The 14,220-nt window shown below is 59.3% G+C and carries 12 protein-coding genes; 5 read left to right on the top strand and 7 right to left on the bottom strand.

Annotated features, from left to right (window positions below; translation table 11 throughout):
- Window positions 1–3 precede the first annotated feature (3 nt).
- Genes KW848_RS09355 through KW848_RS09345 form a run of 3 tightly spaced genes read left to right on the top strand, consistent with a single transcriptional unit; the run spans window position 4 to window position 4,807 of the window.
- The gene (locus tag KW848_RS09355; RefSeq protein WP_218536637.1) at window positions 4–969 is read left to right on the top strand and encodes an HlyD family secretion protein; all 966 of its coding nucleotides are present in this window, start codon (window positions 4–6) and stop codon (window positions 967–969) included.
- On the top strand, window positions 966–3,689 hold the full coding sequence (gene rbbA, locus KW848_RS09350; RefSeq protein ID WP_218536636.1) for a ribosome-associated ATPase/putative transporter RbbA: 2,724 nt from the start codon (window positions 966–968) through the stop codon (window positions 3,687–3,689). The genes KW848_RS09355 and rbbA overlap by 4 nt, the downstream gene beginning before the upstream one ends.
- Window positions 3,689–4,807, top strand: a complete 1,119-nt coding sequence (locus KW848_RS09345) for an ABC transporter permease (RefSeq protein WP_076029350.1) — start codon at window positions 3,689–3,691, stop codon at window positions 4,805–4,807. The genes rbbA and KW848_RS09345 overlap by 1 nt, the downstream gene beginning before the upstream one ends.
- Window positions 4,808–4,889: 82 nt before the next feature.
- Here the strand turns inward: KW848_RS09345 and KW848_RS09340 are convergent, their stop codons facing one another.
- The gene (locus tag KW848_RS09340; protein ID WP_111448353.1) at window positions 4,890–5,297 is read right to left on the bottom strand and encodes a flagellar basal body-associated protein FliL; all 408 of its coding nucleotides are present in this window, start codon (window positions 5,295–5,297) and stop codon (window positions 4,890–4,892) included.
- A 150-nt stretch (window positions 5,298–5,447) separates the two neighbouring features.
- Between KW848_RS09340 and KW848_RS09335 the strand changes: the two genes are divergently transcribed.
- Together KW848_RS09335 and glpT are read left to right on the top strand one after the other, a co-directional pair.
- Window positions 5,448–6,425, top strand: a complete 978-nt coding sequence (locus KW848_RS09335) for an NADPH:quinone oxidoreductase family protein (protein WP_008150352.1) — start codon at window positions 5,448–5,450, stop codon at window positions 6,423–6,425.
- Between the two features lie 291 nt (window positions 6,426–6,716).
- Window positions 6,717–8,066, top strand: a complete 1,350-nt coding sequence (glpT, locus tag KW848_RS09330; protein WP_192408995.1) for a glycerol-3-phosphate transporter — start codon at window positions 6,717–6,719, stop codon at window positions 8,064–8,066.
- On the opposite strand, the gene KW848_RS09325 is transcribed toward glpT, so the two are convergent.
- The 6 genes from KW848_RS09325 to KW848_RS09300 all read right to left on the bottom strand — a co-directional run bounded on the left by KW848_RS09325 (window position 8,042) and on the right by KW848_RS09300 (window position 14,197).
- A complete protein-coding gene (locus KW848_RS09325) occupies window positions 8,042–8,710 on the bottom strand; it encodes a gamma-glutamylcyclotransferase (protein ID WP_111448350.1) in 669 nt (222 codons plus the stop codon). The two genes, glpT and KW848_RS09325, sit on opposite strands and share 25 nt — an antisense overlap.
- A gap of 247 nt (window positions 8,711–8,957) precedes the next feature.
- Window positions 8,958–9,926, bottom strand: a complete 969-nt coding sequence (locus KW848_RS09320; RefSeq protein ID WP_192408993.1) for a CDP-6-deoxy-delta-3,4-glucoseen reductase — start codon at window positions 9,924–9,926, stop codon at window positions 8,958–8,960.
- Window positions 9,926–11,392: a 4-hydroxy-3-polyprenylbenzoate decarboxylase gene (gene ubiD, locus KW848_RS09315; RefSeq protein ID WP_008150342.1), complete on the bottom strand. Its 1,467-nt coding sequence runs from the start codon at window positions 11,390–11,392 to the stop codon at window positions 9,926–9,928. Before ubiD ends, KW848_RS09320 begins: the two co-directional genes overlap by 1 nt.
- A gap of 139 nt (window positions 11,393–11,531) precedes the next feature.
- Window positions 11,532–12,791, bottom strand: a complete 1,260-nt coding sequence (gene rho / locus KW848_RS09310; RefSeq protein WP_007942421.1) for a transcription termination factor Rho — start codon at window positions 12,789–12,791, stop codon at window positions 11,532–11,534.
- Window positions 12,792–13,039: 248 nt separating this feature from the next.
- On the bottom strand, window positions 13,040–13,369 hold the full coding sequence (trxA, locus tag KW848_RS09305; RefSeq protein ID WP_008150340.1) for a thioredoxin TrxA: 330 nt from the start codon (window positions 13,367–13,369) through the stop codon (window positions 13,040–13,042).
- A 120-nt stretch (window positions 13,370–13,489) separates the two neighbouring features.
- The gene (locus KW848_RS09300) at window positions 13,490–14,197 is read right to left on the bottom strand and encodes a FadR/GntR family transcriptional regulator (protein WP_218536635.1); all 708 of its coding nucleotides are present in this window, start codon (window positions 14,195–14,197) and stop codon (window positions 13,490–13,492) included.
- Window positions 14,198–14,220 lie beyond the last annotated feature (23 nt).

Raw genomic sequence — 14,220 nt, 5'->3', positions numbered from 1 at the left:
CGCATGTCTACGCACAGTCGCTCTTCGATTTTTTTCGCCAGCGCTTTAATGGTACTGCTGCTGGCCGCCGGTGGTTTTGGCTACTGGAAGTCGATGCATGACCGGTTGCCCGAAGGTTTGTATGTCGGCAACGGCCGTCTCGAAGCCACCGAAGTGCAGATCGCCAGCAAGACATCGGGGCGACTGGCAGAGGTGCTTGTCGATGAAGGCGACAAGGTCACCAAGGGCCAATTGCTGGCCCGCATGGACACCCGCACCCTTGAAGCCCAACGCAACCAGGCTGAAGCTGAAGTGTTGCGCGCCCGGGAAAACCTCAACGCAGCACAAGCCAACGTGCAATTGCGCCAGAGCGAGCAACTGCTGGCCCAGCAGGAACTCAAGCGCTCTCAGGAACTGTTCAAACACGGTTTCGTCAGTGGCCAGATTATCGATCAACAGCAGGCGCGCCTCGACACCGGCGTCGCTGCGGTCGCCGCGTCTCGGGCCCAGGTATCGGCCGTTGGCGCCGCGATTGGTGCGGCACAAGCCCAGGTCGCGATGTTGACCAGCGAAATCGACGACAGCAGTTTGCGAGCCCCTATCGACGGAGTGATCCAGCTGCGCATGGCCGAACCCGGCGAAGTGTTGGGTGCTGGCGGACGCGTATTACTGCTGATCGACCCGAACGATCAATACATGAACCTCTACCTCCCGGCCTCCGTGACTGGACGCCTGGCGGTGGGCGATGAAGCGCGGATTTTGCTCGATGCCCTGCCCGACCGCCCACTGCCGGCGAAAATCAGCTTTGTGGCAGCCAAGTCGCAATTCACCCCCAAAGAAGTCGAGACCCGCGATGAGCGGCAAAAACTGGTGTTCCGCGTCAAGTTACGCCTGACGGATCCCAGTGCCATGCCGCAGGCCAAACCCGGCATGCCCGGTGCCGGCTATGTACGCACCACTTCCGTTGGTTGGCCGGCCAATCTGCAATGACCGGCCAGGCGGTTCAAGCGACCGGCATCAATCATCGCTACGGCAAACAACAGGCGCTGAGTGACATCACGTTCAGCCTGCCCGCTGGAACCCGTTGCGGGTTGATCGGCCCCGATGGCGCCGGAAAATCGAGCCTGCTGGGGCTGATCGCCGGGGTGAAAACGCTGCAGCAAGGCCAGTTGGAGGTGCTCGGCGGCTCGATCCAGGATCGCCGCCATCGCAACACCCTCTACGCGCGCATCGCTTTCATGCCCCAAGGCCTGGGGGGCAACCTTTACCCCGAGTTGTCGATCAGCGAGAACATCCACTTTTTCTCCACCCTGTTCGGCCTGTCAAAAGCTGAATGCGATCAGCGCATGCACAATCTGTTACTGGCTACCGACCTGTTGCGCTTTGCCGACCGTCCGGCCGGCAAACTGTCCGGCGGCATGAAACAGAAGCTGGGCCTGTGTTGTGCATTGATCCATGAGCCGGATCTGCTGATCCTCGATGAACCGACAACCGGCGTCGATCCCCTGTCCCGTCGGCATTTCTGGGAACTGATTGACGATGTGCGGCGCCAGCGTCCACAACTGACACTGCTGGTTGCCACCGCGTATATGGAGGAGGCCGAGCAGTTCGAGCATTGCCTGATGCTCGATGGCGGCAAGCTGATTGCCACCGGGTTAAGCAAGGAATTACGGGCAGTCACAACCAGCGGCAAACTCGACGAAGCCTTCACCCACTATCAGGGTGACAGCAGCCACGACAATCAGCCTCTGATGATCCCGCCTCGAACCGGCACCACCACCGATATCGCTATCGAAGCCCACGATCTGACCCTGCGCTTCGGCGACTTCACTGCTGTAGACAAGGTCAGTTTTGCCATCGGGCGTGGCGAAATCTTTGGCTTCCTCGGTTCCAACGGCTGCGGCAAAACCACCACGATGAAAGTGCTCACTGGGCTGATACCCGCCAGTGAAGGCAGTGCCACGCTGCTGGGTAACCCGGTGAATGCCAAGGACCTGGCCACCCGCAAACGGGTCGGGTTCATGTCCCAGAGCTTTTCGCTGTATGGCGAACTCAGCGTGCGGCAGAACCTGGATTTGCACGCGCGCCTGTTCGATTTGCCCACCACCCAAAGCACACAACGCATCGATGAGCTGATCCAGCGCTTCAATCTGGGCAGCGTTAGCGATCAGCAGTCCGGGGCGCTGCCTTTGGGCTTGCGCCAACGCCTGTCCCTGGCGGTGGCGGTGTTGCATCGCCCGGAAGTATTGATCCTCGACGAACCGACTTCCGGCGTCGACCCGGCGGCGCGGGACGACTTTTGGCGACTGCTGATCGAGTTGTCCCGTGAACAAGGTGTGACCATCTTCCTCTCCACCCATTTCATGAACGAAGCCCAACGTTGCGATCGCATCTCGTTGATGCACGCCGGTAAGGTACTGGCTTGCGATACACCGCCAGCACTGCAACAACAGTTCAAGGGCGAAACACTGGAAGCTGCATTTGTCACTTGCCTGGAGCAAGCCCAGGACACCGCTGAACCGCCGAAACCTCCAGAGCCTGCGAATGCGCCCGTCATGCCGGCCATGCCCAAGAAAGATCGCGGCTTCAGTCTCGGCCGCCTGATGGCGGTGGCGAATCGTGAGGGCAAGGAACTGCTGCGCGACAAAGTGCGGATGGCCTTTGCCCTGCTCGGGGCAATTTTCATGATGGTGATCTTCGGCTACGGCATTTCCCTGGACGTAGAGAAACTCGCCTTCGCTGTCTACGATCAGGATCAGACGCCGCAGAGCCGCGCGTATCTGGAAGCCTTTCGCGGTTCTCGGTACTTCGACGAACAACCCTCTATCCGCGATGCCAAGGAACTGCATCGCCGCCTTCAGCGCTCTGAAATCAAACTGGCACTTGAGATTGCGCCGGGTTTTGGCCGGGACTTGTACGCCGGGCGTCAACCGGCCGTGGCTGCCTGGCTCGATGGTGGCATGCCGTTTCGCGCCGAGACCAGCCGCAACTACGTCGAGGCCGTGCACCTGGCCAATATTGAACAACTGGCCGAACAGAGCAGCCCCGCGCTGAACCGCCAAGCAGCCGCCCGACTGGAAACCCGCTTCCGCTACAACCAGGACGTTATCAGCGTCAACGCCATCGGCCCCGGCGTCATGGCGCTGATCCTGGCGTTCATCCCGGCAATGCTGACAGCGCTGGGCATCGTACGGGAGAAAGAACTGGGTTCGATCACCAACTTCTACGCCACGCCGCTGACCCGACTCGAATTCCTGCTGGGCAAACAGGCACCGTATCTGGCAATCAGCCTGATCAACCTCGCGGTGCTGGCCGCGATGAACCGATGGCTGTTCGGTGTGCCGTTCAAGGGCAGCTTCCTGACCCTGACCTTTGGTGGACTGCTTTATGTGCTGGCAACGACCAGCATGGGCCTGCTGATCTCGGCGTTCACCCGAACCCAGATCGCTGCCATCCTCGGCACCATGATCATCACCAGCTTGCCGACCATCCAGTTTTCCGGGCTGATCGTGCCGCGCTCGTCCCTGGAGGGTGCGGCATCCGTGATGGGCATGCTGTTCCCCGCGGGTCACTTTCTCGATATCGCGGTAGGCACTTTCACCAAGGCCCTGGATATACGGCAGCTTTGGCCACAATGTCTGGCGCTGTTCGGGTTCTTTCTCGGGTTCACCGGGCTCAGCCTGGTCATGCTGAAAAAGCAGGAGGCCTGATGCACAAGCTCGCGCACATCCTGCGCCTGGGTCTCAAGGAACTCACCAGCCTGCGGCATGACAGCGTCCTGCTGCTGTTCCTTTTCTACGCATTCACGGTGGCGATCTATATGCCGGCTGCCGGCTCTGTGATTGGCGTGCATAACGCCAGCGTGGCTATCGTGGACGAAGATCACAGCCTAGTGTCGCGACAACTGGCGCAGGCGCTGCAACCGCCGGAGTTTCAACGCCCGGTCTTGCTGCCTTATGGGCAACTCGATCAGGTCATGGACAGCGGCCAGTACACGTTTGTGATCAACGTGCCGGCGAACTTTCAGACGGATTTGTTGGCCGGTCGCCAGCCAGCCGTGCAAGTGAATGTCGACGCCACGGCCATGAGCCAGGCGTTCATGGGTGCGGGTTACATAGGGCGGATTTTCCAGCGCGAATTGTTGAATTACAGCGGCCAGAGCGATGTGGCGAGTAAAGCGCCAGTCCTGCTGACCACCCGCTCGCTGTTCAATACGAATCTGGAGGGCGGCTGGTTTCTGGCCGTCATTCAGATCGTCAACAACATCACCATCCTCGCCATCATCCTGACCGGCACCGCGCTGCTGCGCGAGCGCGAACACGGCACCCTCGACCATTTGCTGGTGCTGCCGCTGACGGCGCTGGAAATCATGCTGGCGAAAATCTGGAGCAACATGCTGGTGGTGGTGCTGTGCACTTGGCTGTCGCTGGAAGTGATCGTCAAAGGCGCGCTCGGCGTGCCACTGGCCGGCTCGATGACCTTATTTTTGCTGGTGACTGCGGTTTATCTGTTCGCCAGCACAGCCCTGGGAATATTCCTCGCGACCCTCGCCCGTTCGACACCGCAGTTCGGCTTGTTGGCGATTCCGGTAATTATCCCGATGTTGCTGCTCTCTGGCGGCAGTACGCCACTCGACAGCATGCCGCAATGGCTGCAATGGGTCATGCAGGGGTCGCCATCGACGCACTTCGTCAGCCTCAGCGCCGCGATATTGTTTCGCGACGCCGGGCTGAGCGTGGTCTGGCCGGACTTACTGGCGCTCACGGTCATTGGGCTGCTGTTCTTTGCGATTGCGCTGATGCGGTTTCGCAAGAGTCTGGCGTCCTGAATGCAGGAGCACGGCTTGCCGGCGATGGCGGTCCTTGTGGGGGGCGCTATCGCGAGCAAGCTTTGCTCCTACGGATCCAGCATTACTGGATGATCAGGTTGTTGAACAACAGATCCTCGACCACCGGGCTGCCGGTTTCGTCGTTCATGATTTGCTGGGTCTGCTTGAGGGCTTCCTGACGCAGCTTTTCCTTGGCCTCGACGTTGTTCATCGCTTCAGTGGTCTGCTGGGCAAACAACGCCACCAGTTGATTACGAATCAACGGCTCATTGGCTTTCACCAGTTTGGTCGCCTCATCACCGGTTACTCGCAACGCCACATCGGCCTTGTAGACCTTGAGCTTCGGCGTCCCGTCCAGCCCGTAGTTGCCCACGAACGGCGGGCTCAGGGTGATGTAATTGACCTTCGGCGCTGCACCTTCTTTGGCTTCTTCGGCCATCGCTGCCACAGGCAGAGACAGGGCCAGTAACAACATGATCCACGCTTTCACAATTCGCTCCTTATCCGGTTTGCGGCCTAGCATAACGACCCGCCGCTCAAGCACAAGCTTATGGCTGACTATCAGGGCCGGGCATGCTCGTTGACCCATCGACTCACACACCTACACTTATCGGCCATCACTCCCAAAGGAATAGCCCTGATGAAAGCCGTGCTGTGCAAAGCCTTCGGCCCTGCCGAATCGCTGGTGCTGGAAGACGTCGCCAGTCCTGTCGCGAAGAAGAATGAAATCCTGCTGGACGTGCACGCCGCCGGGGTGAATTTCCCGGACACGCTGATCATCGAGGGCAAATATCAGTTCAAGCCGCCCTTCCCGTTTTCCCCGGGCGGCGAAGCGGCTGGCGTGGTCAGCGAAGTAGGCGAAAAGGTCAGCCACCTCAAGGTCGGCGACCGGGTCATGGCGCTGACCGGCTGGGGCAGTTTCGCCGAACAGGTCGCGGTGCCGGGCTACAACGTGCTGCCCATCCCGCCATCGATGGATTTCAACACCGCCGCCGCGTTCAGCATGACTTACGGCACTTCGATGCACGCGCTCAAGCAACGGGGCAACCTGCAACCGGGTGAAACCTTGCTGGTACTCGGCGCTTCGGGTGGTGTCGGTCTGGCCGCTGTAGAAATCGGCAAAGCCATGGGTGCCCGGGTGATCGCCGCCGCCAGCAGCGCCGAAAAACTCGCAGTGGCCAAAGCCGCCGGTGCCGATGAGTTGATCAACTACAGCGAAACCAGTCTCAAGGACGAAATCAAGCGCCTGACCGATGGCCAGGGCGCCGATGTGATCTACGACCCGGTTGGCGGCGATCTGTTCGACCAGGCCATCCGCGCCATCGCGTGGAACGGCCGTCTCCTGGTAGTCGGCTTCGCCAGCGGACGCATCCCCGAACTCCCTGTGAACCTCGCACTGCTCAAAGGTGCAGCGGTGGTGGGCGTGTTCTGGGGCTCGTTCGCCCAGCGCCAGCCTCAAGACAACGCGGCGAACTTCCAGCAATTGTTTGGCTGGTTTGCCGAGGGCAAGTTGAAACCGCTGGTGTCGCAGGTGTATCCACTGAGCAATGCGGCACAGGCAATCAATGATCTTGGCCAGCGCAAAGCGGTTGGGAAAGTGGTGGTTCAGGTTCGCTGAGCCCAATGAAGCGGTCTGGACTTCAACATCAAGTTGTCAGGCCGCTTACTTCCCATCCAATCGAAGGACATTTCCCAAAGCCTCGTCCTACCCTGGAGCGAAATGCGGCATGAAGACCTGCAAGTAACGCTTCCTACAACGCCCTACAGTTATACCTGAGCGACATGTTCATAAAAGAACATGCAATCTCCAACATTTCCGCTATTTGACCAATGCGAACCGGTGCTATTTTCGGTAACGAAACTGTAACATTCGCATCCGCAGTCAAAACAAGAAATCTGGAGCTCTTGAATGTTTGCTTTCTTTCGTCCTGCCGCACATCAGGCTCCATTGCCTGAAGAAAAAATAGACAACACCTACCGGCGCCTTCGCTGGCAGATCTTCGCCGGTATTTTTATCGGCTACGCCGGCTATTACCTGCTGCGCAAAAACTTCTCCCTGGCCATGCCCTATCTGATCGAAGAGGGTTATACCCGCGGCGAACTGGGCTTGGCGCTGTCGGCCATCGCCATTGCCTACGGCCTGTCCAAGTTCCTGATGGGCATCGTGTCCGACCGCTCCAATCCGCGCTTCTTCCTGCCCTTCGGCCTGTTGGTATCGGCCGGTGTGATGTTCATTTTCGGTTTCGCGCCCTGGGCGACGTCCAGCGTGACCATCATGTTCATCCTGCTCTTTATCAATGGCTGGGCTCAGGGCATGGGCTGGCCGCCGAGTGGGCGGACGATGGTGCACTGGTGGTCGCAGAAGGAACGCGGTGGCGTAGTGTCCTTGTGGAACGTGGCGCATAACGTGGGTGGCGGCCTGATCGGTCCGCTGTTCCTGCTCGGCATGGGCCTGTTCAATGACTGGCATGCAGCGTTTTACGTGCCGGCGGCGGTCGCCATGGCGGTAGCGGTGTTTGCCTTCGTCACCCTGCGTGACACCCCGCAATCGGTGGGCCTGCCGCCCATCGAAAAGTACAAGAACGACTACCCGGAAGGCTACGACGCCAGCCACGAAGAAGAATTCAGCGCCAAGGAAATCTTCGTCAAATACGTGCTGCGCAACAAAATGCTCTGGTACATCGCCCTGGCCAACGTCTTCGTCTACCTATTGCGCTACGGCGTGCTGGACTGGGCACCGACCTACCTCAAGGAAGCCAAGGGCTTCACCGTGGATAAAACCTCGTGGGCCTACTTCTTCTACGAATGGGCTGGTATTCCGGGCACGCTGCTCTGTGGCTGGATGTCGGACAAGATCTTCCGTGGCAACCGTGGCCTGACCGGCATGGTGTTCATGGCGTTGGTGACTGTTGCGACCCTGGTGTACTGGCTCAACCCGGCCGGCAACCCGACAGTCGACATGATCGCGCTCATCTCGATCGGCTTCCTGATCTACGGCCCGGTGATGCTGATCGGCCTGCAAGCGCTGGAATTGGCACCGAAGAAAGCCGCCGGTACGGCAGCGGGCTTCACGGGTCTGTTCGGTTATCTGGGTGGTTCGGTCGCGGCCAGTGCAGCGATGGGCTACACCGTGGACCACTTCGGCTGGGATGGCGGTTTCATCTTGCTGATCGGCGCGTGCCTGCTGGCGATGGCCTTCCTGGCGCCGACGCTGTGGCACAAACAAGTCGCCAGTCAGAGCCGCGAAGCAATCGCCTGATCGGCCGTTGATTTGCAGCGCTTGAGCCGCGCCTCCAGATTCCGGTCTGGCATGGCGTGGCTACGCAGGGCGTGGGCGGTCTGCTCGACATAATCGCGAGTGGTGCCGTAACGCCCGCAAGCGTTTTCGAACACGTGGCTCAGCACGTGATCCGGCAAGTTGCCCGCATAGCTGGGCAGATGCCGCTCCAATACAAACCCCAACGCCTGAACCTGACTTCCGTCTTCAAGACGGCAGTTGAGCCAGTGTGGGCGATAGGACGGGAATGGCATTTCGCGCTGCCAAAGTGCGTAAAGAGAGGCTTCAAGTTGTTCTTCAGGCAAGCGATAGGCGAAGCCGCTGCAAGAACCACCGCGATCCAGGCCGAACACCAGCCCAGGCACTTCGGGTGTGCCGCGATGTTCGTGGGACCACAAATACAAACCGCGATGGTAGCCATGCACACGACCCCGCACTCGCTCCACCGCTGCACATTCAGGACGCCAGATCAGCGAGCCGTAAGCGAACAGCCACACCGGCCCGCCCTTGTGGCGCGCCATCGTCGACTGCATTGAGCTGAGCAATTGTTCGTGCGTGAGCTGCGGCCCCAGATCGAGCTGCGGAGGGTAAGCCAGATTCAAAAAAGCAGATTCAATGGCGCTCATGGCGATTAGCGTTCAGCTCCCCGCGGGTGAAGAATTACTTAATAGAACGCACCGCTGTAACAATAAGGCACATATGTTTTAAGGCAATTTAAGTGCCATGGCACAGTTCATAACTATTTGCCTGGATGACATATAACCTACCGGTATTTATATAAATCTATAAATACCGATCGGCTATATAGGGAGTTATAACGAATAAGAGCGAGGATCAAAATCGCGAATCAAAATCGCGGATCAAAATCGCGGATCAAGATCGAGGCGCGTACGCAAATACATCCGCGCGCATTTGATGAGCATCCATCCCGGCTTCGACCAAAGCATCCAGCGTGCCGTAGACCATGGCCGGAGAGCCGCTGGCGTAGACATGCAAGGGTTTCAGATCAGGGAAGTCCTCGCACACCGCCTCATGCAACATGCCGCAGCGCCCCTGCCAGCCGCATTGATCGCTGACGACTTTATGCAGGAACAGATTGGGCAGTTTCAGCCATTCATCCCAATGTTCGATGGCATAAAAATCTTCAGGACGACGCACGCCCCAATACAGATGCACCGGATGTTTGAAGCCCGTGGCGCGGCAATGTTCGATCAGGCTATGGATCTGGCCCATGCCGGTGCCCGCAGCAATCAGCACCAGTGGACCGTCCGGCAGTTCCGCCAGGTGGGTGTCGCCGAATGGCATTTCGATCCGCACCATCAGGTTGCGTTGCAACTGGTCGATCAGGCTCAGCGCACTGCTTTCGCGCGCCAGCACATGAATTTCCAGATCACGCCCGCCATGCGGAGCCGAGGCCAGGGAGAACGCGGATTTCTCACCGTTCTCGCGCTCGATCATCAAGTACTGACCGGCGTGATAACGCGGCGGCTTGCCGGCCGGCGCTCGCAGTCGCACACGCCAGGTATCGCCGCCGACGTCCCTGCATTCAATGACCTGACACGACAAGCTGCGCACCGGCAATTCTCCCAGCGCGAGCACGCCATCCCACAGCACGATGCAGTCTTCCAGCGGCTCTGCAATGCAAGTGTAGAACTCGCCATGGTCGCGCACACCGCCTTCCTGTTCGACGCGCCCTTCCACCAGCAGTGCGGCGCACACGTGGCAATTGCCGTTTCGACAGCTTTGCGGGCATTCATAGCCCAGACGCCGTGCGCCATCGAGAATCCGCTCGCCGGGCAGAATCTGTAGCACTGCTCCGGAGGGCTGCAAGGTTACACGCATCAATCTATTCCTAACTGATTCCAGATGGCATCGATCCGCTGGGTAACGGCTTCGTCCTTGACGATCACCCGGCCCCACTCGCGAGTGGTTTCGCCCGGCCATTTGTTCGTGGCATCGAGCCCCATCTTCGAACCCAGGCCGGAAACCGGCGAGGCGAAGTCCAGGTAATCGATCGGCGTGTTGTCGATCATCACCGTGTCGCGCTTGGGGTCCATGCGCGTGGTGATGGCCCAGATCACGTCGTTCCAGTCGCGTGCGTTGATGTCGTCATCACAGACGATAACGAACTTGGTGTACATGAACTGTCGCAAAAACGACCAGACACCGAGCATTACCCGCTTGGCGTGGCCCGGATACGACTTCTTCATGGTCACGATGGCCATGCGGTACGAGCAGCCTTCGGGCGGCAGGTAGAAGTCGGTGATCTCGGGGAACTGCTTCTGCAGGATTGGCACGAACACTTCGTTCAGCGCCACGCCGAGAATTGCTGGCTCATCCGGCGGACGGCCGGTGTAGGTGCTGTGGTAGATCGGTTTGATGCGGTGGGTGATGCGCTCGACGGTGAACACCGGGAAGCTGTCGACTTCGTTGTAGTAACCGGTGTGGTCGCCGTATGGGCCTTCATCGGCCATTTCGCCCGGATGGATCACGCCCTCGAGGATGATCTCGGCGGTGGCCGGCACTTGCAGGTCGTTGCCACGGCACTTCACCAGCTCGGTGCGGTTGCCGCGCAACAAGCCAGCGAAAGCGTATTCGGAAAGGCTGTCCGGCACCGGTGTGACGGCACCGAGAATGGTCGCCGGGTCGGCGCCCAGCGCCACGGACACCGGGAATGGCTGGCCAGGATGCTTCTCGCACCACTCACGGTAATCCAGCGCGCCGCCACGGTGACTGAGCCAGCGCATGATGACCTTGTTGCGGCCGATCACTTGTTGACGGTAGATGCCGAGGTTCTGGCGATCCTTGTTCGGACCTTTGGTGACGGTCAGGCCCCAGGTGATCAGCGGGCCGACGTCGCCCGGCCAGCAGGTCTGCACCGGCAGCATCGCGAGGTCGACGTCGTCGCCTTCGATGACCACTTCCTGGCACACCGCGTCTTTGACTACCTTCGGTGCCATGGCGATGATCTTGCGGAAGATCGGCAGCTTGGACCAGGCATCTTTCAGGCCTTTCGGCGGCTCGGGTTCCTTGAGGAACGCCAGCAGCTTGCCGATCTCGCGCAATTCGCTGACCGCTTCCGCGCCCATGCCCAGCGCCACGCGCTCGGGGGTGCCAAACAGGTTGCCGAGCACCGGGATGTCATAACCCGTGGGCTTTTCGAAAAGCAGGGCCGGACCTTTGGCACGCAGGGTGCGGTCGCAGACCTCGGTCATTTCGAGCACTGGGGACACCGGAACCTGGATGCGCTTGAGTTCGCCGCGCTTTTCCAGACCGCTGATAAAGTCGCGCAAGTCGCGATACTGCATGCGTGAGCCTCGTGTTGGCCGTGCCGTTCGGGGGTGGCAGTTTAGCGCCGAACCCCTCTGTTCAGAACCACGAACTGGCAATTGATCAAAAATCAGATAGCAAAAAGCCGGGTTTCCCCGGCTTCTTGGCCTTATCGACTTACTTGCGTTTCATCGACAGGAAGAACTCATCATTGGTCTTGGTCGTTTTCAGCTTGTCGACCAGGAACTCGATGGCAGCGATTTCGTCCATCGGGTGCAGCAGCTTGCGAAGGATCCACATGCGCTGCAACTCGTCGTCGGCGGTCAGCAACTCTTCGCGGCGGGTACCGGAACGGTTGATGTTGATGGCCGGGAAGACGCGTTTTTCGGCGATGCGACGATCCAGCGGCAGTTCCATGTTGCCCGTGCCTTTGAATTCTTCGTAGATCACTTCGTCCATCTTCGAGCCGGTTTCAACCAGCGCGGTGGCGATGATGGTCAGCGAACCGCCTTCTTCGATGTTCCGCGCGGCGCCGAAGAAACGTTTCGGTTTCTCCAGGGCGTGGGCATCGACACCACCGGTGAGTACTTTGCCGGAGCTCGGGATCACGGTGTTGTAGGCGCGAGCCAGACGAGTGATGGAGTCGAGCAGGATCACCACGTCCTTCTTGTGTTCGACCAGGCGCTTGGCCTTCTCGATCACCATTTCGGCAACCTGCACGTGGCGGGTTGGCGGCTCATCGAACGTCGAGGCAACCACTTCGCCGCGCACGGTGCGCTGCATTTCGGTCACTTCTTCCGGACGTTCGTCGATCAGCAATACGATCAGATGAACTTCAGGATTATTACGCGCGATGTTGGCTGCGATGTTCTGCAGCATGATGGTTTTACCGGCTTTCGGCGGTGCAACGATCAGACCGCGCTGGCCTTTGCCGATCGGGGCGCACAGGTCGATGACACGACCGGTCAAGTCTTCGGTGGAACCGTTGCCGGCTTCCATCTTCATGCGCACGGTCGGGAACAGCGGGGTCAGGTTCTCGAAGAGAATCTTGTTTTTCGCGTTCTCGGGACGATCGTAGTTGATCGTGTCGACCTTGAGCAGCGCGAAATAACGCTCGCCTTCCTTTGGAGGACGGATCTTGCCAACGATGGTGTCACCGGTGCGCAAGTTGAAGCGACGGATCTGGCTCGGCGAGACGTAGATATCGTCTGGGCCGGCGAGATAGGAAGCGTCAGCGGAGCGAAGGAAGCCGAAGCCGTCCTGGAGAATCTCCAGCACGCCATCACCGGAGATTTCCTCGCCGCTTTTAGCGTGCTTTTTGAGCAGGGAGAAAATCACGTCCTGCTTGCGCGAACGGGCCATATTTTCTATGCCCATCTGTTCGGCCAATTCGAGCAGTTCGGTAATCGGCTTTTGCTTGAGTTCAGTCAGATTCATATAGGAATGACGTAATCATTTATGGAGGGGGGGAAATTAAGCTTTTGGCTTAATGAGGCCGCGCCGCAGAGAAGGCGACAGGATCGCGTACTTATTCGAAAAGGAGTGCGTCGGCGACGGCTAGCAGGGGGCAGTGGAGAAACCAGTGCGGGGCCGAATGTACCACCTGAGTTTCGGAGCGTCTAGCCCTCAATAACGAAAAGGCCCCGCGATGTGCGGGGCCTTTTTGATGACGCTTTAAACGACGCTTAGATGTTGGCGTCGAGGAAAGCAGCCAGTTGCGACTTCGACAGCGCGCCAACCTTGGTCGCTTCAACGTTGCCGTTCTTGAACAGCATCAGAGTCGGGATACCACGCACGCCATGCTTGGCCGGAGTTTCCTGGTTTTCGTCGATGTTCAGTTTGGCAACGGTCAGCTTGCCTTTGTAGGTTTCAGCAATTTCGTCCAGAACAGGAGCGATCATTTTGCAAGGGCCGCACCATTCAGCCCAGTAGTCGACCAGTACAGCGCCTTCGGCCTTGAGGACGTCGACGTCGAAGCTAGCGTCGGTGACGTGTTTAATAAGATCGCTGCTCATGGAAGTCTCCAGGTTGTAAGCAAAAAAACGTGGCCCATCATAGCTGCCCTTCCCTCGTTCAGGAAGGTGCAGATGATTGAGTCTCGCTATGGTGCCGCATGAGTTTGGGTATAGCTCAAGTCACGAGGTGGCGGGAGCGACGAAGGCAATTCCAGTGCGCAGTGCCGCGTTACGCACATGTTCGTGCATGGCCTTCTGTGCTGCGCCGGACGCCCGCCGGGCCAGTGCGCGGAGGATTTTGCGGTGCTCCTGCCAGGTTTCCATGGCCCGCTCGGCCCGGATGAACGGTAGCTTTTGGCTCTCTAGAAAGATGTCGGCGCTGGCCGTCAGGATGCTCAGCATCGCCTGATTGCCGCTCGCCAGCAGGATGCGCCGGTGAAACTCGAAATCCAGTCGCGCCGCGGCCTCGAAGTCGCCGGCCTTCAATTCGACGCGCATGGCGGCGACGTTATCTTCCAGTGCATCGAGCTCGTGAGTACTCAGGGTCACCGCCGCCAAACCGGCGGCAAAACCTTCCAGGGCGTAGCGCAACTGGAAGATGTCCAGCGGCGAGGCCTGGGCCGCGAACGGCCAACTCAGCCCCGCATCACCTCGCGGCAAATCAACCGGTGACTGCACGAACACGCCTTTGCCCGGCTGGATGCTGATCACCCCCAACGCACTCAATGACGACAACGCTTCGCGCAGCGACGCGCGGCTGACCCCCAATTGCACCGCCAGATCCCGTTGCGAGGGCAAGGCATCGCCCGGGCCGAAACCTTGCTCGGCGATCAGTTTACGGATGGCTTGCAGCGCCACTTCAGGTACGGCGCGGGAGATCGAGTTCATGGTTTTTCAGACGAACCAGGCCA

The organism is Pseudomonas sp. PDM25 (assembly GCF_019219045.1).
In the GTDB taxonomy this organism is placed as follows: Bacteria; Pseudomonadota; Gammaproteobacteria; order Pseudomonadales; family Pseudomonadaceae; genus Aquipseudomonas.
The sequence above is the reverse complement of the archived record's forward strand: the minus strand, read 5'-3'. Positions and strand labels throughout refer to the sequence as shown.

Bases quoted from the DNA above. Each gene is read 5' to 3' on its own strand.
- KW848_RS09355 (WP_218536637.1), top strand. From the start codon at position 4: ATGTCTACGCACAGTCGCTCTTCGATTTTTTTCGCCAGCGCTTTAATG.
- rbbA (WP_218536636.1), top strand. From the start codon at position 966: ATGACCGGCCAGGCGGTTCAAGCGACCGGCATCAATCATCGCTACGGC.
- KW848_RS09345 (WP_076029350.1), top strand. From the start codon at position 3,689: ATGCACAAGCTCGCGCACATCCTGCGCCTGGGTCTCAAGGAACTCACC.
- KW848_RS09335 (WP_008150352.1), top strand. From the start codon at position 5,448: ATGAAAGCCGTGCTGTGCAAAGCCTTCGGCCCTGCCGAATCGCTGGTG.
- glpT (WP_192408995.1), top strand. From the start codon at position 6,717: ATGTTTGCTTTCTTTCGTCCTGCCGCACATCAGGCTCCATTGCCTGAA.
- KW848_RS09325 (WP_111448350.1), bottom strand. From the start codon at position 8,710: ATGAGCGCCATTGAATCTGCTTTTTTGAATCTGGCTTACCCTCCGCAG.
- KW848_RS09320 (WP_192408993.1), bottom strand. From the start codon at position 9,926: ATGCGTGTAACCTTGCAGCCCTCCGGAGCAGTGCTACAGATTCTGCCC.
- ubiD (WP_008150342.1), bottom strand. From the start codon at position 11,392: ATGCAGTATCGCGACTTGCGCGACTTTATCAGCGGTCTGGAAAAGCGC.
- rho (WP_007942421.1), bottom strand. From the start codon at position 12,791: ATGAATCTGACTGAACTCAAGCAAAAGCCGATTACCGAACTGCTCGAA.
- trxA (WP_008150340.1), bottom strand. From the start codon at position 13,369: ATGAGCAGCGATCTTATTAAACACGTCACCGACGCTAGCTTCGACGTC.
- KW848_RS09300 (WP_218536635.1), bottom strand. From the start codon at position 14,197: ATGAACTCGATCTCCCGCGCCGTACCTGAAGTGGCGCTGCAAGCCATC.